The organism is Wolbachia endosymbiont (group A) of Pherbina coryleti (assembly GCF_964026875.1).
GTDB lineage: Bacteria > Pseudomonadota > Alphaproteobacteria > Rickettsiales > Anaplasmataceae > Wolbachia > Wolbachia pipientis.
In genome coordinates this window covers 1,032,444-1,053,143 of record NZ_OZ034706.1, presented here as the reverse complement: position 1 = coordinate 1,053,143, position 20,700 = coordinate 1,032,444, and the positions used below count along the sequence as shown (strand labels likewise).

General features: G+C 35.1%; 25 protein-coding genes, 2 tRNA genes and 2 pseudogenes. 16 read left to right on the top strand and 13 right to left on the bottom strand.

Annotation, left to right across the window (positions count from 1 at the left end; genetic code table 11):
* The first annotated feature begins 564 nt into the window (after positions 1–564).
* From hemC to AAGD87_RS05180, 3 genes are all read left to right on the top strand, one after another.
* Positions 565–1,443, top strand: a complete 879-nt coding sequence (gene hemC, locus AAGD87_RS05190) for a hydroxymethylbilane synthase (RefSeq protein WP_010962666.1) — start codon at positions 565–567, stop codon at positions 1,441–1,443.
* On the top strand, positions 1,434–2,321 hold the full coding sequence (gene murB / locus AAGD87_RS05185) for a UDP-N-acetylmuramate dehydrogenase (RefSeq protein WP_174516061.1): 888 nt from the start codon (positions 1,434–1,436) through the stop codon (positions 2,319–2,321). The genes hemC and murB overlap by 10 nt, the downstream gene beginning before the upstream one ends.
* Before the next feature lie 96 nt (positions 2,322–2,417).
* Positions 2,418–2,609, top strand: coding sequence for a hypothetical protein (locus AAGD87_RS05180; RefSeq protein WP_070356842.1), 192 nt, complete (start codon positions 2,418–2,420; stop codon positions 2,607–2,609).
* A gap of 114 nt (positions 2,610–2,723) precedes the next feature.
* On the opposite strand, the gene AAGD87_RS05175 is transcribed toward AAGD87_RS05180, so the two are convergent.
* The gene (locus tag AAGD87_RS05175; protein WP_141457147.1) at positions 2,724–3,656 is read right to left on the bottom strand and encodes an Rpn family recombination-promoting nuclease/putative transposase; all 933 of its coding nucleotides are present in this window, start codon (positions 3,654–3,656) and stop codon (positions 2,724–2,726) included.
* Positions 3,657–3,837: 181 nt separating this feature from the next.
* Here AAGD87_RS05175 and AAGD87_RS05170 point away from each other — a divergent pair, with 181 nt between their 5' ends.
* Positions 3,838–3,969 carry a hypothetical protein gene (locus tag AAGD87_RS05170; protein WP_341817457.1) on the top strand — a complete coding sequence of 44 codons (132 nt, stop codon included), beginning with the start codon at positions 3,838–3,840 and terminating at the stop codon, positions 3,967–3,969.
* A 97-nt stretch (positions 3,970–4,066) separates the two neighbouring features.
* Here the strand turns inward: AAGD87_RS05170 and glmS are convergent, their stop codons facing one another.
* The 3 genes from glmS to AAGD87_RS05155 all read right to left on the bottom strand — a co-directional run bounded on the left by glmS (position 4,067) and on the right by AAGD87_RS05155 (position 6,544).
* Complete coding sequence (glmS, locus tag AAGD87_RS05165; RefSeq protein ID WP_182309421.1) at positions 4,067–5,878, bottom strand: glutamine--fructose-6-phosphate transaminase (isomerizing); 1,812 nt, start codon at positions 5,876–5,878, stop codon at positions 4,067–4,069.
* Positions 5,879–5,958: 80 nt separating this feature from the next.
* Positions 5,959–6,330, bottom strand: coding sequence for a preprotein translocase subunit YajC (yajC, locus tag AAGD87_RS05160; protein ID WP_015589055.1), 372 nt, complete (start codon positions 6,328–6,330; stop codon positions 5,959–5,961).
* Between the two features lie 137 nt (positions 6,331–6,467).
* A tRNA-Asp gene (locus tag AAGD87_RS05155) sits at positions 6,468–6,544 on the bottom strand.
* 191 nt (positions 6,545–6,735) lie between these two features.
* Between AAGD87_RS05155 and rpsB the strand changes: the two genes are divergently transcribed.
* Genes rpsB through AAGD87_RS05120 form a run of 7 tightly spaced genes read left to right on the top strand, consistent with a single transcriptional unit; the run spans position 6,736 to position 11,331 of the window.
* Positions 6,736–7,584 carry a 30S ribosomal protein S2 gene (rpsB, locus tag AAGD87_RS05150; protein ID WP_264339433.1) on the top strand — a complete coding sequence of 283 codons (849 nt, stop codon included), beginning with the start codon at positions 6,736–6,738 and terminating at the stop codon, positions 7,582–7,584.
* Positions 7,565–8,425: a translation elongation factor Ts gene (tsf, locus tag AAGD87_RS05145; protein ID WP_264339432.1), complete on the top strand. Its 861-nt coding sequence runs from the start codon at positions 7,565–7,567 to the stop codon at positions 8,423–8,425. Before rpsB ends, tsf begins: the two co-directional genes overlap by 20 nt.
* Before the next feature lie 16 nt (positions 8,426–8,441).
* Positions 8,442–9,179 carry a UMP kinase gene (gene pyrH, locus AAGD87_RS05140; protein WP_405196809.1) on the top strand — a complete coding sequence of 246 codons (738 nt, stop codon included), beginning with the start codon at positions 8,442–8,444 and terminating at the stop codon, positions 9,177–9,179.
* A gap of 7 nt (positions 9,180–9,186) precedes the next feature.
* Complete coding sequence (gene frr, locus AAGD87_RS05135) at positions 9,187–9,744, top strand: ribosome recycling factor (RefSeq protein ID WP_155968563.1); 558 nt, start codon at positions 9,187–9,189, stop codon at positions 9,742–9,744.
* A 5-nt stretch (positions 9,745–9,749) separates the two neighbouring features.
* Positions 9,750–10,013, top strand: coding sequence for a hypothetical protein (locus AAGD87_RS07865; RefSeq protein ID WP_039964055.1), 264 nt, complete (start codon positions 9,750–9,752; stop codon positions 10,011–10,013).
* Between the two features lie 6 nt (positions 10,014–10,019).
* Entirely contained in the window at positions 10,020–10,715 is a 696-nt protein-coding gene (uppS, locus tag AAGD87_RS05125; protein WP_182309382.1) for a polyprenyl diphosphate synthase, read from the top strand.
* Complete coding sequence (locus tag AAGD87_RS05120) at positions 10,705–11,331, top strand: phosphatidate cytidylyltransferase (protein WP_015589049.1); 627 nt, start codon at positions 10,705–10,707, stop codon at positions 11,329–11,331. The genes uppS and AAGD87_RS05120 overlap by 11 nt, the downstream gene beginning before the upstream one ends.
* A gap of 16 nt (positions 11,332–11,347) precedes the next feature.
* Here AAGD87_RS05120 and AAGD87_RS05115 read toward each other — a convergent pair whose 3' ends face one another.
* Both AAGD87_RS05115 and coaD read right to left on the bottom strand, forming a co-directional pair.
* Positions 11,348–11,539 carry a zinc-finger domain-containing protein gene (locus AAGD87_RS05115; protein ID WP_006279326.1) on the bottom strand — a complete coding sequence of 64 codons (192 nt, stop codon included), beginning with the start codon at positions 11,537–11,539 and terminating at the stop codon, positions 11,348–11,350.
* A 68-nt stretch (positions 11,540–11,607) separates the two neighbouring features.
* Positions 11,608–12,114, bottom strand: coding sequence for a pantetheine-phosphate adenylyltransferase (gene coaD, locus AAGD87_RS05110; protein ID WP_015589048.1), 507 nt, complete (start codon positions 12,112–12,114; stop codon positions 11,608–11,610).
* A gap of 79 nt (positions 12,115–12,193) precedes the next feature.
* On the opposite strand from coaD, the gene AAGD87_RS05105 reads away from it, so the two are divergent.
* Positions 12,194–12,266, top strand: a tRNA-Phe gene (locus AAGD87_RS05105).
* 228 nt (positions 12,267–12,494) lie between these two features.
* Complete coding sequence (locus AAGD87_RS05100) at positions 12,495–13,358, top strand: gamma-glutamyl-gamma-aminobutyrate hydrolase family protein (protein ID WP_375138385.1); 864 nt, start codon at positions 12,495–12,497, stop codon at positions 13,356–13,358.
* A 293-nt stretch (positions 13,359–13,651) separates the two neighbouring features.
* Here the strand turns inward: AAGD87_RS05100 and AAGD87_RS05095 are convergent, their stop codons facing one another.
* Entirely contained in the window at positions 13,652–13,909 is a 258-nt protein-coding gene (locus AAGD87_RS05095; RefSeq protein ID WP_341817456.1) for a hypothetical protein, read from the bottom strand.
* A 36-nt stretch (positions 13,910–13,945) separates the two neighbouring features.
* Here AAGD87_RS05095 and AAGD87_RS05090 point away from each other — a divergent pair.
* Positions 13,946–14,158, top strand: a pseudogene (locus AAGD87_RS05090) (IS4 family transposase); the annotation flags it as partial.
* Positions 14,159–14,247: 89 nt separating this feature from the next.
* Here the strand turns inward: AAGD87_RS05090 and AAGD87_RS07860 are convergent.
* The 4 genes from AAGD87_RS07860 to AAGD87_RS05085 all read right to left on the bottom strand — a co-directional run bounded on the left by AAGD87_RS07860 (position 14,248) and on the right by AAGD87_RS05085 (position 15,291).
* Complete coding sequence (locus AAGD87_RS07860; protein ID WP_080717614.1) at positions 14,248–14,412, bottom strand: IS3 family transposase; 165 nt, start codon at positions 14,410–14,412, stop codon at positions 14,248–14,250.
* Positions 14,402–14,521, bottom strand: a complete 120-nt coding sequence (locus AAGD87_RS07855) for a hypothetical protein (protein ID WP_394356550.1) — start codon at positions 14,519–14,521, stop codon at positions 14,402–14,404. Before AAGD87_RS07855 ends, AAGD87_RS07860 begins: the two co-directional genes overlap by 11 nt.
* A gap of 129 nt (positions 14,522–14,650) precedes the next feature.
* Positions 14,651–14,866: an IS3 family transposase gene (locus AAGD87_RS07850; protein ID WP_353286574.1), complete on the bottom strand. Its 216-nt coding sequence runs from the start codon at positions 14,864–14,866 to the stop codon at positions 14,651–14,653.
* A gap of 122 nt (positions 14,867–14,988) precedes the next feature.
* The gene (locus tag AAGD87_RS05085; RefSeq protein WP_155968484.1) at positions 14,989–15,291 is read right to left on the bottom strand and encodes a transposase; all 303 of its coding nucleotides are present in this window, start codon (positions 15,289–15,291) and stop codon (positions 14,989–14,991) included.
* Between the two features lie 85 nt (positions 15,292–15,376).
* Between AAGD87_RS05085 and AAGD87_RS05080 the strand changes: the two genes are divergently transcribed.
* Complete coding sequence (locus AAGD87_RS05080) at positions 15,377–15,970, top strand: hypothetical protein (RefSeq protein ID WP_341817455.1); 594 nt, start codon at positions 15,377–15,379, stop codon at positions 15,968–15,970.
* Positions 15,971–16,029: 59 nt separating this feature from the next.
* On the opposite strand, the pseudogene AAGD87_RS05075 reads toward AAGD87_RS05080, so the two are convergent.
* A pseudogene (locus AAGD87_RS05075) lies at positions 16,030–17,339 on the bottom strand (IS4 family transposase).
* Positions 17,340–17,574: 235 nt separating this feature from the next.
* On the bottom strand, positions 17,575–19,044 hold the full coding sequence (gene gatA / locus AAGD87_RS05070) for an Asp-tRNA(Asn)/Glu-tRNA(Gln) amidotransferase subunit GatA (protein WP_341817454.1): 1,470 nt from the start codon (positions 19,042–19,044) through the stop codon (positions 17,575–17,577).
* Between the two features lie 389 nt (positions 19,045–19,433).
* Between gatA and mtaB the strand changes: the two genes are divergently transcribed.
* The gene (gene mtaB, locus AAGD87_RS05065) at positions 19,434–20,660 is read left to right on the top strand and encodes a tRNA (N(6)-L-threonylcarbamoyladenosine(37)-C(2))-methylthiotransferase MtaB (protein ID WP_010082135.1); all 1,227 of its coding nucleotides are present in this window, start codon (positions 19,434–19,436) and stop codon (positions 20,658–20,660) included.
* The last annotated feature ends 40 nt before the right edge of the window (positions 20,661–20,700 follow it).

Sequence of the window (20,700 nt, the reverse complement as noted above, 5' to 3'; positions counted from 1 at the left end):
GAATGCTAGCTACTACGGGGTTTCTTTGCCTTTTTTCCTGCTTAGTAAATTTCTTAAACACTTGCGGTGTAGGTTAGTTGCAAGTTAAAAGCAGCTAAATCGCTCTTAATCAAGCGTTTTAGAATAAAAAAAACGCCGATATTTTAGTACATAGTAAATAGCCAACCACCACGGGGCTTCTTTTGCCTTTTTTTTCGCTTGGTAAATTTTTTAATATTTATAGCTAAACGACAACCGTCATCCCGCTGCTTGTTAGCGGGATCTAGAGATACCGCGAATGAATCGCGGTATGACGGTTAAATAATTCGTCATCCCGCTACGTGTTAGCGGGATCTAGAGATACCGTGACGGTATGACGGTTCGCGGTGGTATGACGATAAGGTTTATACCTTGTCATGCAAGTACTAGAATCCAGTAAGCTTATTTATGCATATAAAAGGTTATTATTTTGTAAAGTCAAAGTTGCTTTTGGTTTTAAGTTAAAGTACAATAAATGCAAAGGTTTATATAAACTGGATCCAAGTAGTCAGCTACTTGAATGACATCAGACAAACAATCCTACACATGCTAGTCAAAATAGGTACCAGAGGAAGCAAGCTTGCAGTTGCCCAGGCTTTGGAAGCAAAACAAAAGTTGCTGGATTCTTTTCCTAACTTATCTATTGAAATTGTTAAAATAAAAACTTCTGGAGATAAGTATGCAAACGCAAATCTTGCTGAAATAGGAGGCAAAGGATTATTCATTAAAGAAATTGAGACTGAATTGCTCGAAAATAATATAGACATGGCAGTTCATTCGCTAAAAGATATGCCTGCGTTTTTCTCAGGGGGTTTAACAATTCCTTGTGTTTTAGAAAGGCTAAGTTCATGCGATGCGTTTATTTCTCATAAACACAATAGCCTTGAGTCTTTGCCACAGCAGGCTACTATTGCCACTTCTTCAATAAGAAGAAAAGTTCAGTTGTTAAATGTTAGACCAGATTTAAATATAGTACCGCTACGTGGAAATGTAACAACCAGATTGCAAAATCAAAGTTTTGATGGAATAATTCTAGCTGAAGCAGGACTCATAAGATTAGAAAAACATCACTTGATTACAGAGGTATTGCCACCAAAAGTTATGTTAAGTGCAGTGGGGCAGGGGGCGGTTTGTATTCAATGTAGAAGGAATGATGTAAAAATTATCGATCTTTTAGAGAAAATTAATAATAATATGTCTTTTATAGGAGTGAAATCAGAGCGCAGTTTTATGAAGACAGTGAATGGTTCATGTTTTACACCACTTGCAGCTTTGGCTGAATATGTGAGCGAAAATATGCTACACCTTCGTTGTATGTTAGCAAGTGGAAAAAATATATACTTCACTGAGCGCACTTCATTTATAGAAGATGCGGAGAAAATGGGTATGGATGCAGGATTAGAGTTGAAATCAAAATGCTTATAAGCTTACCTAAAGTACGTGGAATCTATCGTTATGATGTCTTAATGTCTAAAGCGACGTGGTTAAATGTTGGTGGACGAGCTGATGTATTATTTAAACCATGTGATATTGAAGATTTAACATACTTGATTAAAAATACTGAACTGCCAGTTAGCGTTATTGGTGCAACATCCAACATAATAGTGCGAGATAGTGGCATTCGAGGAATAACAGTAAAATTAGGTAAGGAGTTTGCATATATTAAAAGTAAGGGTAACAACTCTATTGTAGCTGGGGGAGCTGTGCTGCTCAGCAACCTTGCTCACTTTGCGGGAAATCAGCAGATTAGTGGGTTGGAGTTTCTAGTTGGAATTCCAGGAACAGTTGGTGGCGGAATAGAAATGAATGCAGGTGCATATGGTAGTGATATCGCAAGTGTTGTACAATCCATAAAAGCAGTGAATCTAGAGGATGGAAACCTATATGAGTTCTCCAGCGAAGAAATGGGGTATTTTTACCGTGGACATAGCCTAAAAGGAAATTGGATTTTTGTTGAAGCTGAGTTTAAAGGAGTAAACTCAGAGTATGAGCTTATACTGCAAAGGTTAAAGGAAGTTATTGAGAGGAAAAATAAAAGCCAGCCAATAAGAGGAAAAACTGCTGGGTGCATATTCAAAAATCCAAAAAACTACCGAGCATGGGAGTTAATTGATAAATCTGGCTGCCTAGGGTTAAATATTGGTGGAGCTAGAATCTCTCAGAAACATTGTAACTTCTTGCTCAATTACGATAATGCAACTGCATCTGACTTGGAAAACCTTGGCAACAAAGTAAAAGATGCAGTAAAGGATAAATTTAATGTTGAACTTGAGTGGGAAATAAGGGTTTTGGGTAGCTATTAGATAGTTTTTATAGCTTATGTATATTCGTTCAGGAGAACGGCAAATAAGGTAAACAAGTAATCTAAAAAAATAATCATAGAGAAACCGTGAGGTAATGTGGTTAATCTTGTAGAACTTTGCAAGAATCTAGAGAGAAAAATAGCAAAGTTATACCAATTCTCATTATTAGTGAATCAAATAAGCGATATTGTAGAGTTATTTAATTGTGGAGTGAGAAAGAAAGGCAATAGTATGGCTTTTTTTCCATTGTTATCTATCCGTTTATTGTGCAGTGGGAATTGGTATTAGCTGAACGGACACTATTGTTATACTATATCTTATATACAATTGTGCAATATGGACAATGGCAACAAATTTACTAGCGAAATTCAGTGATTTATGATTGATAATTAAAGTTCTTAATTAGTAACCGTTCACACTTAATTCTTCAATCTCACTAATAGAAAGGCCAGTAAATTTGACAATAGTGTTGACATCAACATTGTTAGCCAGCATTGCTTTTGCGACTTCGATTTTTCCTTCGATTTTTCCTTCAATTTTCCCTTCCTCTTTACCGATTTTGATGCCTCTTTCTTCGCCAATTTGGATGCCTTTTTCAGTAGCAAGGTCAAGTCTGTATTCAAGAATGGCTTCTTCTTTCCGTAGATCCATTATTCTTTCTTCATAAGCTACTAAATCTTTTTCATTCCAGCTAAACCTGTCTAATTCATCGTAGGCTAACTTTATTATTGGTGCTTTTTCTGCTATTTTCCTTAAGTCTTCTTCCGTAGTTTCATCTGCATATTTGAAGAAAAATAACCAACGATCCACTATGCTTTCTAGCTGTTCTTCCTTATTCTTAGGAAATTTAGGTAGTTCAATAAATACAAATTGAAAATCTTTTAAGTCATGCTCATTGGTTTTCTCATCTCTTATAGTGTGGCTGGATATATAATCAAGCTTATCAGGAAATAAATTACAATTAGAGATAGCAATAAAGAAAACCTTCTTTAAATCAATGTACTTACCAGATTTATCAGCTTGCCTTGAGTAAGCCTTAGCAGCATATAGTTGAGCTCGTTTTTCGAAGCCTTTATCGCGAGTGAGCTGCATTTCAATCACATACCTAGCCCCACTAGAGTCCCTGCAAAGAACATCAACTATACTTTGCTTATCAGAGGCAATTTCAGGATCCATTATAGTACTGAGGAATTCCACTTCTTGTATAGTATTTATCTCGGTAAACCCTAAAATATCATTCAAAAAATGTATGAGAATATTCTTATTTTTTTCAGTGCCAAAGATTCTTTTAAAGGTTAAATCCAGCTTAGGGTCGAGAAACTTAGATAAAGCCATAGCCAAAGTGCTTAAAAATATTAATAATTATACACTATTATTAACAATTATTCAACCATATTTTTGAAGATAGCTATGCCGCCGCGAACCGTCATACCGCCGCGGTATCTCTAGATCCCGCTAACAAGCAGCGGGATGACGAATTATAGCTCTTTTTACAATAATCCGAACAGATCATAATATGCTACTGCTCTACCATAGCCATAAGCACATATCTTATCCTATTCGGACTATTGCGAGAAGTGCTATACTTAACCGTCATACCACCGCGAACCGTCATACCGCCGCGGTATCTCGGCATAGATTCCGCTAATTAGTAGCGGAATGACGATTGTGTATCGTGTTTTGCTAAAAATCACAGAATGCAGTCTGGTTACCTTATTAGAAGTTTAGCTTTAACTTTAAATGGACTACTCAACCGTGACAGACTTAGCTAAATTTCTTGGACAATCTGCATCTAACCCTTTTTTTGCTGCAGTAAAGTAAGCAAGGAATTGCATAGCAACACTGTAGATGATTGGAGAGATAAAATTATCAGTGTCTGGAAGTTGCACCACATCTGCGCAAACTCCCCTTAGGAATGGCGCTCCTTGTTTATCACTGAAGGCAATTACTTTGCCTTTTCTTGCAATAATCTCTTGTATATTAGATAGCGTTTTAAAGAATAAATCATCATAAGGGATAATTGCTATAACAAGCACAGTAGAGTCTATTAAAGCAATAGAACCATGCTTCATTTCTCCCGCTGCAATACCAGTTGTATTGATATATGAAAGCTCTTTTATTTTCAATGCGCCTTCCATTGCAACTCCGTATGAACTTCCTCTGCCGATTAAAATAACGTTATTGTGTTCTAATATACTGCCCGATATATGTTGTATTTTCATCACATTCAAAACGTGCTCAACATACTCGGGAATAGAGTTAATAGCGTTGCTTAGCTGTTTTATTCTCTCTCCACCCAGTATACCTTTTATTTTTCCAAGCTCCACGGCAAAGCATGCTAAAGTTGCAAGTTGCGCAGAAAAGGTTTTTGTTGAAGCAACACCAATTTCTGGCCCAGCAAGAGTATGTAACACAATATCTGAGATCTTTTCAATGCTGCTGCTAAATGTATTAGTTATACTAATGATTGTTTGCTTCTGTGATTTCGCATAACGCAGCGCTTCTATGGTATCTGCAGTTTCGCCAGATTGAGAGATGAATAACCCAATGCTGCCTTCTTCTAGCTTGACGTTGCTATACCTAAATTCTGACGAGATTTCTAGATATACTCGAACTTGAGCGACACTTTCCAGCCAATACTTCGCTATTAGCCCAGCAAAATAAGATGATCCGCATCCAACTATAGTAATGTGATTCAGTTCAGAGAATAATTTTTTGTTGACCTCTTTATATTGCTTGTAAAATTGGTTTATTGTTTTGTTTAATGCACAAGGTTGCTCAAAAATCTCTTTTAACATGAAGCTAGGGTAACCATTTTTGCTAATTAGAAAATCACTTGGACTACTATTTTCTATACTGCGTTTAACTTGTGTACCATTGTTGTATATACTAACTCCACTAGATTTTATCACTGCAATGTCATCATCTTCCAAATGCGATATTCTTTCCACAAATGCACTTAAAGCATTAGAGTCAGATGCAGCAAACACTGTGTTACAGTTATAGCCTATTGCTAAAGGCAAATTTCTCTTCGCAACAAATAAGGCGTCTGGATATTCTGCAAATAATAAGACCAAGGCAAATGAGCCGTGTAGGTTGTTTAAACACTTAAATAGAGAATCAACTGGCGACAATCCTTCATCAAGATATAAGGTTAGCATGTTTGGTATGATCTCTGTGTCAGTGTCAGTATGGAATGACATGCCCCTTTCTTCTAGGCCCTTTTTTAGCAGATTGTAATTCTCAATTATGCCGTTATGAGCAACAACAACGTTATTTGTACGAATGGGGTGAGCATTTTTAAGGCCTGGGACTCCATGTGTAGCCCAGCGAGTATGTGCTATACCAACTGTACTGTGAGACATCTTGCTGTCATCAACAACTTCACATAACCTTTTGACTTTACCTTCTGATTTTTTGACTTCTATCTCGCCTTCATTATTTATGATTGCTATACCTGAAGAGTCATATCCCCTATATTCCAATTTTTGCAACCCAGTTAGTAAAGTTGGTATTACTGAATCACCGCTACTTACTACACCAAATATTCCGCACACAAATGGATCACCAAACAAACTTTTTTCTAAACATGTTAAGCATTTTTGCCTTTATTACTGGTTGATTTATATTCTTTTTATCATTCTTTCGATTTTACCTTTTTAATTGGTTTAGCTGCTACTTTTTGAGTTTCTTTGCTTAAAACCTCAGATATAGCGGACTTTAGAACTTTTATCTCAACTTTTGGTGCTATTTCTATTATAAATTGTGCATTTGCCTCATCAACTTTATTAACTTCACCTATTATTCCACCAGAAGTAATGACTGTATCACCACGTTTTATTTGATCTATCATCTTTCTATGTTCTTTTAGTTTTTTTTGTTGCGGGCGAATAATGAGAAAATAAAATACCACAAATATTAAAATCAATGGAGTAAAACTAGCAAAAGATGCGCCGATACTTGATGTATTGCTAGTTGCATCTGCTGCAAAAACTTCAGAAATGAGCATATTTAATCCTAATTGTTAATGATAAAAACAAACCTATTTAAGTATTAATTACAATACCATGCCATGTCAAGTTTGGTGAAGGCGTTTCTCAATACCGGCAATAATACTGCGAATTCTAAGTTATGCTAAAACTAATATGGCGGGAGTGATGAGACTTGAACTCACGACCTCATGCGTGACAGGCATGCGCTCTAACCAACTGAGCTACACCCCCCTAATTTCTTTTTAGCGTTTTCGGGCTTCAACTTTAAAGCTAATAAACATGTTGCCCTTTGTCAATATTTTTTGTTTGCGCTTTGCTGTCTTTTCTATTACTATGTAAATAATTTAATTTCACACATGGCTTGTACAAGTAGTCCCATTAGGGTTATGCCATGGAAGATAAACTATTTGGAGGAATGATATATGACAAATTTGCCTAAAGTCACTGTGCGTGATTTAGCTGAATCTGGTGTACATTTTGGTCACAAAATTAGTCGCTGGAACGCAAAAATGGCTCCATACATATATGGAGTGCATCAAGAAAATCGTATACATATAATTGATTTGCGAAAAACACTACCATTGCTACAGGTGGCCATGAAGGCTTTATATGACGTTGCATTTCAAGGTGGTCGCATTCTATTTGTTGGTACAAAGTTTCAAGCTTTTGATATTATTGCAAGTGAAGCGATTCGTTGTGGTCAATATTATGTGAATCATCGTTGGCTTGGTGGTATGCTTACTAATTGGGGCACTGTTTCTTCTTCGATAAAAACCTTGATGCAATATGAGAAAATATTAAATGACGAGGATAGCATTTTAACAAAGAAAGAATTGGGAAACATTGAAAAGAAAAAGCAAAAGCTTGATAAGGCGCTTGGCGGTATTAGAGAAATGGGAGCAATTCCTGATATCTTATTCATCATTGATACTAATAAAGAGCATATAGCGGTTAAGGAGGCTAAGAAGTTAGGAATTCCAATAGTTGCAATACTTGATACTAATTCTGATCCAGATGGTATTACTTATCTAATACCTGGAAATGATGACTCAAGAAAATCAATAGAGCTCTATTGTAAATTAGCTACCGACTCTATATTAGCTGGAATAGAGTCTAGTCTAGCAAAATCTGGAGTTAAGGTTGATGATATAAGGGGTGATGAGTTTATTCAAGAAAAAGAAGATGGTATTGTGCAAACTAAAAGGAGACGTAGTAAAGTTTACAAAGAAGAAGAAAGGGAGGTAGTAACAAATGAAGATGAATCCAGATGATATAAGAGAATTACGTGATAGAACAGGGCTTGGCTTAAGTGACTGTAAAAAAGCATTAGAAGAATGTAATGGTGACATTAAGAAAGCCGTTGATAAGTTACGTACAATAGGTCTTGCTAAAGCTGACAAAAAATCTGATAGAGTAGCTTCAGATGGGCTCGTTGCTATGTGTTTGACTGAAAATTGTGGTGTATTGATTGAACTCAATTGCGAAACCGATTTTGTCGCAAGGAATGAGAAATTTATAGAGTTAGTTTTAAATTTAGCATCAATTGCTCATCAAGAACGCTGTACTAGCGTTGATGAGTTAAAAAATGCCAAGTATGAAAGCATTGGCACAGTGCAGGAAGCTATTATGAATGGTACGTCAGTTCTTGGTGAGAAGCTAGAGTTAAGCAAGCTTTGTTACTTAGAAGCTAAGGATGGAGTTATTGCTGGCTACGTACATGGTGATGCGCATGGCTTAGGTAAGATTGGTGCTTTAATTGCATTGCAATCATCTGGTGATAAGGCGAAGCTACAAGAGATTGGGAAACAAATAGCTATGCATGTAGTTGCTATGAAGCCTGAAGCCTTGTCTATAGATGATTTAGATCAAATGAAGTTGAACAACGAACGTTCTATAATTGAAGAGCAAGTGAGGAGCTTAAATAAACCTGAAGAAGTAGCAAAAAAAATAGTAGATGGACGAATGGCTAAGTACTATGAAGAAGTTGTTTTACTGGAGCAAAAATTTATAAAGGATGATAAGATGAAGATTTCTGATTTTATAAAATCAAGCGAGTTGAGTGCTGTTAAACTCTCTAATTACAAGTTACTTGTTTTGGGTGATGCAGATTAAATAGCAAAAAATGTTTATTTCAACAAATGAAAAAAGCGAAATAAAATATTCCAGGGTGTTATTTAAAATCTCTGGTGAGGCTTTGATGGGATCAAAGCAATTTGGTCACGATATGGAGACTATAGGTGAGTTATCTAAAGGCATAGTTGAAGTTTGTAATCTTGGAGTTCAGGTATGTATTGTTGTTGGTGGTGGTAATATCTTTCGTGGCACATCTGCGTCTTTAAGTGGTTGTGAAAGAGCAAGCAGTGATTATATTGGAATGCTTGCAACTATAATCAATGCTTTAATTTTACAAAACTTTTTAGAAAAAAATTTAGTAGCTTCTAGGGTATTATCTGCAATACCCATGGCCACTGTATGCGAACCTTACATCAGAAGGAAAGCTATTCGTCATTTAGAAAAAGGTAGAGTGGTAATTTTTGCAGCAGGCACAGGCAACCCATTTTTTACTACAGATACAGCTGCAGCCTTACGTGCTGTTGAAATGAATTGTGATGTTATTCTAAAGGGTACGCAAGTAAATGGTGTATACTCCGCTGATCCGAAAAAAAATGAGGATGCTGTAATGTATGATAGGCTTTCTTACACGGATTTATTGACTCGTGATTTAAAAGTTATGGATGCATCAGCAATTTCACTTGCTCGTGAGAATTCTATTCCAATTATAGTTTTTTCTTTGAAGGGAGAAAAAATAGTCAATATTATTAAGGGTCAAGGTACTTATACTATAGTTTCAGATTGTAAACATTAGGTAATTTATGTTAAATGAAATAAAAGCTAAAACAAAAGAAAGAATGCTAAAAACTATTCAGTCCTTTCATGATGATATTAAAGGCGTACGCACTGGTAGAGCTAGCGCATCGTTGCTTGATGGTATAGTTGTAAATATCTATGGTGGACATCAAAAGTTAAATCAGGTTGCAGGTGTTTCGGTTATAGATAACAAAACCCTATCAATTAAAGTTTGGGACATTAGTGTTGTAGGTGAAGTGAAAAACGCTATATTAAATGCTAACCTGAATTTAAATCCTGTTGTCGAGGGTAGCACCATACGTATAGCTCTTCCGGACTTGACACAAGAAACCCGTGAAAAATTAGTGAAATTATTGCATCAGTTTGCTGAAAATGCACGGATTGCCATTAGAAATATACGTAGAGATATTATGGAAGAAACAGAAAAAATGAAGGAAAATAAAGAAATCTCAGAAGATGATTTTCATGGTGCTAAAAAGGAAATACAAAATATTACTGATAATAATATAAAAAAAATTGATGGTGAATTGTCCATCAAAGAAAAGGATATACTGAATCACTAAATGATATGGAGAAAGCTTACATAGCAAATGATGTCATTCCAGTGCTTGACACTGGAATCCAGTCTTTACTATACAACTATCTGATGCACTTGTTTGAAATCAAATTTCCTGGATCCCAGTGTCGGAGCACTGGGATGACACCAATTTTGCATTCAAGTATCAACTATTGGTGTCACTACAGTAACTCTCTTCCTGTCATGCAAGTAGCTGACACCTTCCAGGTGTCCATTGAAATCCAAAAAATTTCACTCAAGTCAAAATTAGGTTAAATTTAAATGTTGAATCAAGAATCTTTACCGAAACATTTAGCAATTATTATGGATGGTAATGGTAGATGGGCAAACAATCAAGGAAGAGTAAAAATTGATGGTTATAAAAAGGGCAGTGAAGTTGCATACGATATTGCCAAGTATTGTACGGACCTAACCATACCCTACTTAACTTTGTATGCATTCTCTATGGAGAATTGGCTTAGACCCAAAAACGAAACTGACTGTCTATTTGATTTATTTTACTCCGTTTTAACTAATGAAGATAAAGTCAATTTCATTTGCAACTGTAACATTAAGTTGAATTTTATTGGCAATTTAAGTCTGTTATCCAGTAAAATATTGGATCAAATTAAAAAAGCAGAAGAAATGACACATAAGAACGATGGTTTATTACTCACTGTGGCAGTCAGTTACGGAGCAAAGCAAGAAATTACACAAGCTATAAGCAATATTATAAAAGAAAATATTGCTTATGTATCAGAAGAGGAATTTGAAAAATTTCTGTATACTAAAGATTTGCCAAAATTGGATTTATTAATTCGCACTGGCGGCGAAAAAAGGTTAAGCAACTTTTTATTATGGCAAGCAGCTTATGCTGAATTGTATTTTTGTGATACTTTATGGCCTGATTTTTCTTGTCAAGATTTGAGTAAAGCATTAGAAGATTATATAAAAAGAGAGAAAAAATATGGTAGATAATAATTTTATAATTAGAATGTTGTCCTCAATAGTAATATTATTCATATTTTCCTTTGCTACATATTTTAGTGATTTATCGTTTTACCTATTGATTTTTTCAATAGCAGTTTTATCTTCTTTTGAATGGTATAATCTAACCCAAGGAAATAAAATTTTATACGTTTTTGCATTATTATTGATTGCACTACCAAGCGCCTCATTAATATATTTATATAATCTACCACAGGGAAAATACGCATTAGTATGGTTCGTCTTAACCATTTGGGGAATTGACGTTACTGCCTACCTATTTGGCAAGAATTTTGGTGGAGCTAAAATTTGCCCAATTCTTAGCCCTGGAAAAACTTGGACAGGACTTCTTGGTGCGATTTTAGCTGGAGTAGTGTGCACAATTTTTGGATCAATATTTTTTGGTCTATTTTCAATTTTTTATTCTCCAATCATTGGCCTTGCAATTGCTATTCTAGCGCAACTTGGCGATTTCACTGAGTCGCTTGTTAAAAGAGCTTACGGTGTTAAAGATAGTGGAAATATGATACCTGGCCATGGGGGAGTGCTCGACCGTATGGACAGTTTCATTTTTACTGCCCCTCTTATTGCTATTTACATAAGCTAAGTCTGCAGAAGTGCCATTAGAGCTCATCCCTAGTCAGCTCCCCAACCGCTTCTACAGTGCAGTCATGGACAAACGTCTTTTCACAATAAGGGCAGGCTATTTCCTCTTCTTCTCCCATATCTAAATATATTAATGGATGGCCGGAACCCTCATCATTCTCATCACCATGACAACAAACTTTTCTATTATTAACCCTCACTTTTGACATGCTGCTCCTTTAGCTTATAACATTTTATATATTGAATATACCCATTCAGAAATAAAAAACAACAAGCACTATTCTCCATTTTTTATCCTATTCAGGTTAATCAATTCGTTTTGAACACCTTTTGATACAAATTTGCTAACATCTTCTCCTAATCTTGCTATTTCCTTTACAAAGCTTGATGAGATAAATTGAGTATCTTCAGAAGCGGGAAGAAATATGGTTTCGATTTCAGGAAGAAGTTTATAATTTACCCAACTCATTTGAAACTCGTAATCAAAATCCGACACTGCTCTTAATCCTCTAATAATAACAGAAGCATTCTGCTCTTTGGCAAACTTCACTAGCAACCCATTAAAAGATATAACATCTGCATCAATTCCTAGTCCTTTGATTTCATTTTCAGCCATGCTTGTGCGTAGCTTTGTGTCAAAGGCAGTATGCTTATTAACGTTTTCTGCAACTCCTATTATTAATTTATCGACTAGTTTACACGCTCTTTTGATTATGTCAATATGCCCAAAAGTTATAGGGTCAAATGTGCCAGGGTAGATTCCTATTTTGTCATTAATGTTCATCCTTTATTTTTATAAACTACTTTAAAAACTTTTGATAGACATAATAACATTTTTTATCTAAAAATAAAAGTATACAGTTGGCCTGATAGCTCAGTTGGTAGAGCAAAGGACTGAAAATCCTTGTGTCGCTGGTTCGATTCCTGCTCAGGCCACCTTCTCTTTCTTACCAAATTTACCTTTTTGTTGTAAAACGTTCTATAATATGTTATGATATTGATATAAGTGTTGAGAGGGTAAACTATATGTATAGATATTATAGCAGAATATTTAATATCTTATTAATTATAGTTCTATTATTAAGCAATATTACTTATGCTGGCGTTAGTGAAAAACCGGCATCTCAACATGTAACCAGAAAAGAAGAACCAGCGTCAACTGTCTTGACGGCAGAAAATACAGTAAATAATGACGTAGTTGTTGGTTTGTTGAAAACGGAAGAAGCACATGAACTTGGGCTATCTCAAAATATCTATGAGATGTTTAATAACTTTGTGGTTAAGACTGTACTGATTGATTATAATAAGATAATTAGCCTTAAAAAAATTCAGACAGAGTCACTTAATCTCGCAAAACAAGATAAAACATTGGCAAAAAAGCTAACATTAGACCGAATAAAAGTTGAAGTTGCACAATTCATTAAAGAGCACAAAATAAATAGGATATTTATTCCGGATAATTTACATTCAGCACCCACTCCTTATCGCCAGCTTGTTACTGAAGCAATTGTAAAAATAGTTGATGATAACCCTGCAATTCATTTACTTGGCATATGTGAAGGCATAATGAATGCAAAGGGAATTGAAGTAGTGAGTGTTGTGAGTGATGAAGAGAAGCAAAGATCTCATTTAAAATCAGCACCTAATCCACAGAAAGAGGATGTACCTCTCCAGCAGATAAAGATCGTTCCAAATAGTCGTTTAGCAGAAGTAGTAGCCAAATTCCTAATACCTAATGAAAATGGCTGGTTTTCAACATATTTTCCAGATGCTCATTCAGGAGCAGTAGGTAATACACCAGAAAATAGAAGAAAATTGGAGTCACTTGGATATAAAGTTGCAGCATTTTCCAGTGAGGGGGTAATAGAGGCTATTGAAGATAAGCATGGTAATGTTCACTTTCAAAGTCATCCAGAAGCCCTTGTTGTGAAGTCAGATAAAAACCTCTATTTATCAAATCACAAGGAACGTCAAGTGTCTACACTAGTTGCTATAGCGATTATGAATGATTTTCTTTATCGTGCTTAATGGCTATAGCTTTAGGCTTACCGACGATTTGATAAACGATAGATTTGTCATGTATCCGTTCAGGCAATGGCGTCAACTTAAGGAAAAATATCAGCGATAGTGTATAAAATTTCTCTCCAAATTTTTTATCATTAAATTATCCAAAGAGTGCAAGGGACAGCACTTTTGTTTCTATTTTATTGCAACAAAAAAGTTTAAAATGTGTCTTTTTTAGGTGAGGCATGCAAAAAGGAAAAGATCTTATCTTACAAATTATAGCTCTTTTTACAATAATCCGAACAGACCGTAATATGCTACTGGCCTGCTATAGCCATAAACACATATCTTATCGCATTCGGACTATTATAAGAAAGGCTATAAAAATGCAATATACTCGAAAACTTTTCAGAAAATCCATTGTGTTGAGTTTTACACGAACAAGCTTTTTCGACAGTATTTTCTATGATTTTAAAGTTAGTTAAAAAAAGTTTGGGAATAGAATGTATAGCCTTTCTTATAATAGTCCGAATGCGATAAGATATGTGTTTATGGCTATAGCAGGCCAGTAGCATATTACGGTCTGTTCGGATTATTGTAAAAAGAGCTATAAACTTATGGAGCCATTGACATGTACCCTCAAAGCAAGCTTTTTCTAAAGCAAGGTATAAGATTTGCCATACAGGCTTTCAAGAATTTAAGCATCCAAACAGCCTATCAGGATGAACCTGAGTTGGAGAGGCTATAGACTTATTGCAGCAGATGGTTCTGGTATGAGATTACCCAGCTCTGGAGAAATTGTATCCGAGTTTGAACCAAATGGAAACTGACCTTACCCAGAAAAAGTGGAGAGAAAGTTTAGAATGTTTTTCACAAAGAGAATGATGAATCAAAATGCTCAGGAATGCAATAGTTAATAGTGACGTTGTTTGTTATAAAAAATTTCTATGTATTCAAATATTGCAGTTCTAGTTTGTTGAGCAGAGTGTTGTGAAGTATCAATAAGTATTTCTCTTTTCAATGAGCTAAAGAAGCTTTCCACAACAGAATTGTCGTAACAACAACCTTTATGACTCATCTATGTTTTTTATGGATAAGAGATATTGATAACCTTGCGAAGTATATTGTGAACCTTGATCACTATGTAATAGTAGATTTTTGGCAGGTTTACGCTTGTTAACGGCCATTAATAAAGAGTCCATAACCAATTGTTTATTTATTGAACTGCTCATTAACTACCATGCGTGAATATAGATCGATTATTGTTGCCAAATATAGCCATCCTTCTTTGGTTTTTATATAAGTAATCCCATACTTTATTTGGTTGATCGACAATAAAGTTTTGGTCTAATATATTGGGAGCTACTGTCCGTTTGTTGTTTCTTAATTTTAAATTTTCTTCTCAATATAGCCTGAATACCATTTTTCTGCATAATACTTTGCACTGTTTTTAAGTTGCAACTTTTACCCAAAGCCTTCAATTCAGCATGAATTTTAGGAGCTCCATATCTACATTTAGAAACTTGATATATTTTTTGAATAGCTGCGAGTAGCTCTTTATTTGCTGATTCTCTACTGCTTATTTTTCTTGTGGTCCACTTATAGTAGCCACTAGCAGAAAATCCTACATAATTCCTGTACTTTATAGCAGTTACTATATAAAAAAATATTTTACTCTTTTTGACTGGCCAGGGCTTTTTTTTAAATGTCTCTTTCCCTTGTTACTCTTGCTTTGTAAATCAAACCTCTCTTTGTCGTAAGGAGCCATGTTACCTCTACCTGGAAATGCATTTGCCGCTGACTTTTTTTCGTTATATTTCTTCATCCATTTTCCTAATACACTATCCCTTATTCCTAGATCTCTTGCTACTTTTGCAACTGGTTGACCTACCTTTCTTTGTTCATTTGCCAGCTTAACAGCTTCCAATTTGAATTCTGCCGTATATTCTCTTGCCATTTCTAATCCTCCAAAATTTTATTTTACCCGAAAAAACTCCTTTCTTTCTCTCCACTTTTTCTGGGTAAGGTCAGTATGGGAAAAGGTGAAAGATGTACTAAAAAACCCAGAGATGATAAAAAAGGAATACCAACGTAGAGTATTAGAAAATAAAAATGATGAATCATCAGAGAAAAAGTTTGCAAGAAGAGAAAATCAAATAAAAGAAGGTATCGAAAAATTAATGGAAGATTGTTATAGTCAAGAAAATGCAGGAGAGAAAGGATATATAAGCGAGGAAGAATTTAAACAGACAATGAGAAAAATGAAAGAACGCTTACAAGGGATAGAAGAAGAGAAAAAAAAGGTAGTTGATCAGAAGGCAGTAGAAAAAGGAATAAGTCTTATTATAAATAGCATAAAGAATTTTTATTCTAGTGTAAAATCGAACCTGGAACAGCTAGATTGGCAAACTAAGCGCGGCATTATTAAAGCATTAATAGGACAAATTAACATTGGTTGTGATCAGGTAGAAGTAGGATTTCAGATCGAAGAACCAGCACAGGATGGGGGAATTCTTAATTTGTATCATTGTACTACACATCGTAATAAGGGGGTTGGCAAAATGTGTCAAGCAAGTTTTTTCGTTTCTATAAATCTGGATTTCAGCGTTATGCGCTGGAATGACAACGTGAGGTAAATTTTTCAACATCCCAAAATTACAGAATTCAGTCTGTTTAATTAAGCATACGCGTCAAGTTAAGAGATTGTGAGCAAATTTAGAGAGGTTAAAGTGGATACTCTAGCCCTTCTACGTTTGTCTTTTAATGAAAATCGCGACCAAGTTATAGTGAGTTTTTTAAGAAATGCTTTTAAACTATTAATTTTGGTTAATACTAAAAATAACTCTCTAACCCGCCTTTTTAGCTCAATAAATGCCTTTGTTAAGCTAAGTTCTGTATTCTTTTTCACTTCTGTGCAACCAACTATGCCGTGAAATATAAGAATTGCGCACAATTTAGCATATAGTTCACATAATACTCTGCATGGCTTTCCTTTTAGCTTATCAAGCCTGATATGGCTTTTATACAATTTAAATAATAACTCAATTTGCCACCTTACTCTGTAAATCGTTAATACTTGCTCAGCACTAATTTTATTTTCTGGAACATTAGTTATAAATATTGACCAGTTCAACAATTTTTGATTTCTTTTAGAGGATCTGCGATCTTGCTAATCTATTAGCTTTCCTTCTTCTGCCCATAGACTGTTCTTCAGTTAGTTTCTGACATATAATTCTTACTCTAATTTTTGCTTCTTTTCCTAACAATACCTCGTTTTCTAAAAATAACTTATCCTCTCAACATTCTAATAACTCCATTTTTTGATTTGTTTCTACATCATATATGTTGGTATCGACGACTTATGAAATAAGCTCCTATTTCATTGATTTGTTTAAAAGAACTTGGCACAAAATAACCGAGATCAGATATTAGCAAATCATTGCTTAATATATTACTTAAATGTTTCCTATATCCCTGGTCTGATCTTACCCCCTCCGTTAAATTAAGTTGGTCTATTATCTGATTCATGTAGTCGAAAACTAATTGTAACTTTATTCCAGACTTAGTATTGCTTTCATAGCCACTGTAGCTAGTACCATAACCTTTATACATCTCTTCCATACTGTTAGGTAGAGTAATATAGCTACTGTCCAATAATTTAACACTATTAAATTGCTGTAAGATTTTGCAATCAACTTGCAAGATATTTTTAAAGAGAATCACAGATTCATTATACATCCTTTTCATAAATTCCACTGCTTCTTCAGTAAATCTAAAATCCAAACCTTGTTTTGTTATATCTATCGAGTCCTCGTTTAGTAATTGACACATTGTTTCTACGCTACAATTATCAACTCCTATATTACCCAAGACCATGGCTTTTACGAATGATGAACCTTTTAGCTTTCTCTTTCTTTTTATAAACCTTGTTGTAATTGAGATTTTCTCTGCTTTTTCATTAAAAAATTCTTTGAGCTTTTTTGATAAGCAAGTTATTTTATTCATTGGTTCTCTCACTAAAAGTATATCTGGGAGAACTTATACCTTATTATTCTATCTCTTTCATACCTTTATTTCCTTAACTTGACGCGTATGGTTTAATTAAGTGTGAACTGTTACACGAAAATTTTGTAAACAGATTAATATACCCTGTTTTTGCTATTCATCTAAAAATGGAACCATAGAGTACGTTGAGGAGCGTAAGCAAATTTTAATGCAAAAATTACTATCAAAAAATAGATTATGCAAGAGGTCTAATTATTCTGCCGCAATTTTGCTCTATCACACTTGCCACATTTAATATTCCAGCTTCATCATAATAATTTCCAATCACTTGCAAGGCAAGTGGTAAACCCTCATTGGAGAGCCCAACAGGAACAGAAATAGCAGGCAATCCTGCCAGACTTGCCGGCACAGTAAACACATCATTGATGCACATAATTAGCGGATCTGGCTTTTCATTTAAGCCAAAAGCTTCTGTTGGAGCAGATGGCACAAGTATGTAATCTATTTTTTCAAACGCTTTTATAAAATCATTTCTGATTAATGCCCTGATACACTGTCCTTTTTCGTAATATTCATTGTAATGACCTGAGGAAAGCGCATAAGCGCCAATTAAAATTCTTCTTTTCACCTCTTTACCGAAACCTTCTGCTCTTGTTAGTGAATACATTTCTTCAAGGGTATCAGCATCAACCCTGAACCCATAACGCACACCGTCATAACGAGCAAGATTGGATGAAGTTTCAGCAGAACAAATTAAATAATAGACTGGTATTGCATATTTAGTATGTGGCAGAGTAACGTCAACAACTTCAGCGCCATTTTCTTTTAAATAGGAAGCAACTTTCTCCCAATTATGGACTATTTCCTCTGAAATTCCATCCATCCTATATTCTTTTGGTATACCAATACGCTTACCCTTGACATCACCATTTATAAAGCTAGAAAATTTAGGCACTGGCTTTTCGCTTGATATTGAATCTTTTGTATCATAGCCACAGATTGCTTCCAGCATTAATGCTGAATCAGAGACAGAACGAGTAATGACTCCTGCTTGATCTAGAGAACTCGCAAATGCAATCATACCAAAACGCGAGCATCTTCCATAAGTTGGCTTTATTCCAACCACTCCACAATAAGCTGCTGGTTGGCGCACAGATCCACCGGTGTCACTCCCTAGTGCTCCAGCGCATAAAAATCCAGCCACCGATGCTGCAGATCCACCAGATGATCCACCAGGAACAACTTTTTCCCCATCGCTTTTTCTAATCCACACATTTTCAACAGGGCCAAAATAGCTATTTGTGTTCGCAGAACCCATAGCAAATTCATCCATATTAAGCTTACCGAGCATGGCTGCTCCACTTTTTAAAAGCAAGTCAGACACCGTAGATTCGTAAGTCGGAACGAAATTTTCCAGCATTTTTGAGCATGCTGTTGTTTTTATTCCTTTTGTACAGAATAGATCTTTGATGCCAACTGGTACACCCATGAGCGGCGAGATTAAATCATCCTTTTGCCTAGAGAAATGTTCATCTGCAGCTTTAGCAGCTTTCATTGCTATCTCTGGGGTTTTTGTTATAAATGCATTTAATTTCTCATTTTCAACCGCACTGATGTGCGCCTCTACGAGTTCAACGGCAGAAAAACCCTTTTTTTTGAGCCCGTCATGCATTTGTGTAATACTTAACTTTCTTAGTTCATTCATCAATATTTAATTTTTAGCAAGACGTTAATTATAACATGGCACGATAAAAAATCCATACATTTATAGTTACAGCTAGAAATGTAGCTAAGGTAACTTAGATTCACCGACAATCGTCATCCCGCTACTTGTTAGCGGCTAAGAGATACCGCAGCGGTATGACGTAGAAGCTATACTTTTATACTCACCAACTCAGCATCCAATCCGGATTGTATCTTAAAAAGGTCAAAAGACTATAATAAGCAAAGGAGTGATACTGTGTCTGAGTGAAAATCGTTGAGATCCCAGTGTCTGCTGCTTGCATAGCATTTATTTACAAAAAAATAGTCATGCAAGAGACTTTGCTTGGATATTTGATATAATTTAGGTCTATTAAAGCAAAAAATACTAACATGAATGAAGTGATAACATTTGGTTGTCGTCTAAATTTTTACGAGAGCGAGTTAATCAAAGAAGCATTAAAAAAAGCAAAGAGAGAAAATGTTGTTGTGGTGCATAGCTGTGCAGTGACAAACGAAGCAGAACGTCAGGTAAAGCAAAAGATACGTAAGATTTACAAAAATGATCCAAATAAAGAAATTATCGTAGTTGGTTGTGCTGTTCAGTTGGATCCAGAAGTTTACAGTAGCATTCCTGGTGTAAGTAAAGTGCTCGGTAATCAAGATAAGCTAAAAGCTGAAAATTACTTACTAAATGACGATAAAATCTTGGTCAGTGATAACCAAGTAGAACCTGTTCTAATTAATGGATTTGAAGATAAGTCAAGGGCATTTATTGAAATTCAAAATGGTTGTAATCATAGCTGCACATTTTGTTCAATTACTGAGGCAAGAGGGAATAATCGATCTGTGCCAATAAACAGTATTATAGAGCAAATCAGGATCTTTGTAGAAAATGGATATCAAGAAGTAGTGTTTACAGGGGTTGATATTACTGACTTTGGTACAGATTTGTTGGGTAAGCCATCACTTGGTTCAATGATTAGGAGAGTTTTAAAGGATATACCAGAGTTGAAGAGGCTAAGACTTTCCTCTATCGATGTTGCTGAAGTTGACGACGAATTAATGGATTTAATAGCTAATGAGTCAAGACTTATGCCTCATTTACATTTGAGTCTACAATCTGGTAATAATTTAATACTAAAGAGAATGAAGCGTCGTCACAACAGAGAACAAGTGATAGAATTTTGTCATAAAATGAAGAGCTTGAGGCCTAATATAGCATTTGGCGCTGATATTATTGCTGGATTTCCAACAGAAACTGATGAAATGTTTCAGGATACAGTTGATTTACTGAAAAAAACAAATATAGTTTACCTACATGCTTTTCCATATTCAGAGCGGAAAAATACACCTGCTGCACGAATGCCACAAGTACCAGAGAATGTGCGTAAAGAACGAGTAAAAAATTTAAGAGAAGTAAATAAAGAAATTATGAGCAGTTTTTGTCAATCCTTGATCAACACTAAGCAAAGTGTTCTGGTTGAGCAAAATAATGTCGGTAGAGCAGAAAATTTTGCATTAATAAAGCTTGAATCAAAAGCTCAAGCCAAGAGTATTGTGAAAGTTAATGTTAAAGGAGTGGAAAATAATTATCTAATTGGAAATATTTTTTCTTAATTTTTGTACATTGAAGAAATATACGATATAGTAATTATAC

Coding starts and splice junctions, on each gene's coding strand:
- hemC (WP_010962666.1), top strand. CDS start 565: ATGCTAGTCAAAATAGGTACCAGAGGAAGCAAGCTTGCAGTTGCCCAG.
- murB (WP_174516061.1), top strand. CDS start 1,434: ATGCTTATAAGCTTACCTAAAGTACGTGGAATCTATCGTTATGATGTC.
- AAGD87_RS05175 (WP_141457147.1), bottom strand. CDS start 3,656: ATGGCTTTATCTAAGTTTCTCGACCCTAAGCTGGATTTAACCTTTAAA.
- AAGD87_RS05170 (WP_341817457.1), top strand. CDS start 3,838: ATGCTACTGCTCTACCATAGCCATAAGCACATATCTTATCCTATTCGG.
- yajC (WP_015589055.1), bottom strand. CDS start 6,330: ATGCTCATTTCTGAAGTTTTTGCAGCAGATGCAACTAGCAATACATCA.
- rpsB (WP_264339433.1), top strand. CDS start 6,736: ATGACAAATTTGCCTAAAGTCACTGTGCGTGATTTAGCTGAATCTGGT.
- tsf (WP_264339432.1), top strand. CDS start 7,565: ATGAAGATGAATCCAGATGATATAAGAGAATTACGTGATAGAACAGGG.
- frr (WP_155968563.1), top strand. CDS start 9,187: ATGTTAAATGAAATAAAAGCTAAAACAAAAGAAAGAATGCTAAAAACT.
- AAGD87_RS07865 (WP_039964055.1), top strand. CDS start 9,750: ATGGAGAAAGCTTACATAGCAAATGATGTCATTCCAGTGCTTGACACT.
- uppS (WP_182309382.1), top strand. CDS start 10,020: ATGTTGAATCAAGAATCTTTACCGAAACATTTAGCAATTATTATGGAT.
- AAGD87_RS05120 (WP_015589049.1), top strand. CDS start 10,705: ATGGTAGATAATAATTTTATAATTAGAATGTTGTCCTCAATAGTAATA.
- AAGD87_RS05115 (WP_006279326.1), bottom strand. CDS start 11,539: ATGTCAAAAGTGAGGGTTAATAATAGAAAAGTTTGTTGTCATGGTGAT.
- coaD (WP_015589048.1), bottom strand. CDS start 12,114: ATGAACATTAATGACAAAATAGGAATCTACCCTGGCACATTTGACCCT.
- AAGD87_RS05095 (WP_341817456.1), bottom strand. CDS start 13,909: ATGCTACTGGCCTGCTATAGCCATAAACACATATCTTATCGCATTCGG.
- AAGD87_RS07860 (WP_080717614.1), bottom strand. CDS start 14,412: ATGAGTCATAAAGGTTGTTGTTACGACAATTCTGTTGTGGAAAGCTTC.
- AAGD87_RS07855 (WP_394356550.1), bottom strand. CDS start 14,521: ATGGCCGTTAACAAGCGTAAACCTGCCAAAAATCTACTATTACATAGT.
- AAGD87_RS05085 (WP_155968484.1), bottom strand. CDS start 15,291: ATGGCAAGAGAATATACGGCAGAATTCAAATTGGAAGCTGTTAAGCTG.
- gatA (WP_341817454.1), bottom strand. CDS start 19,044: ATGAATGAACTAAGAAAGTTAAGTATTACACAAATGCATGACGGGCTC.
- mtaB (WP_010082135.1), top strand. CDS start 19,434: ATGAATGAAGTGATAACATTTGGTTGTCGTCTAAATTTTTACGAGAGC.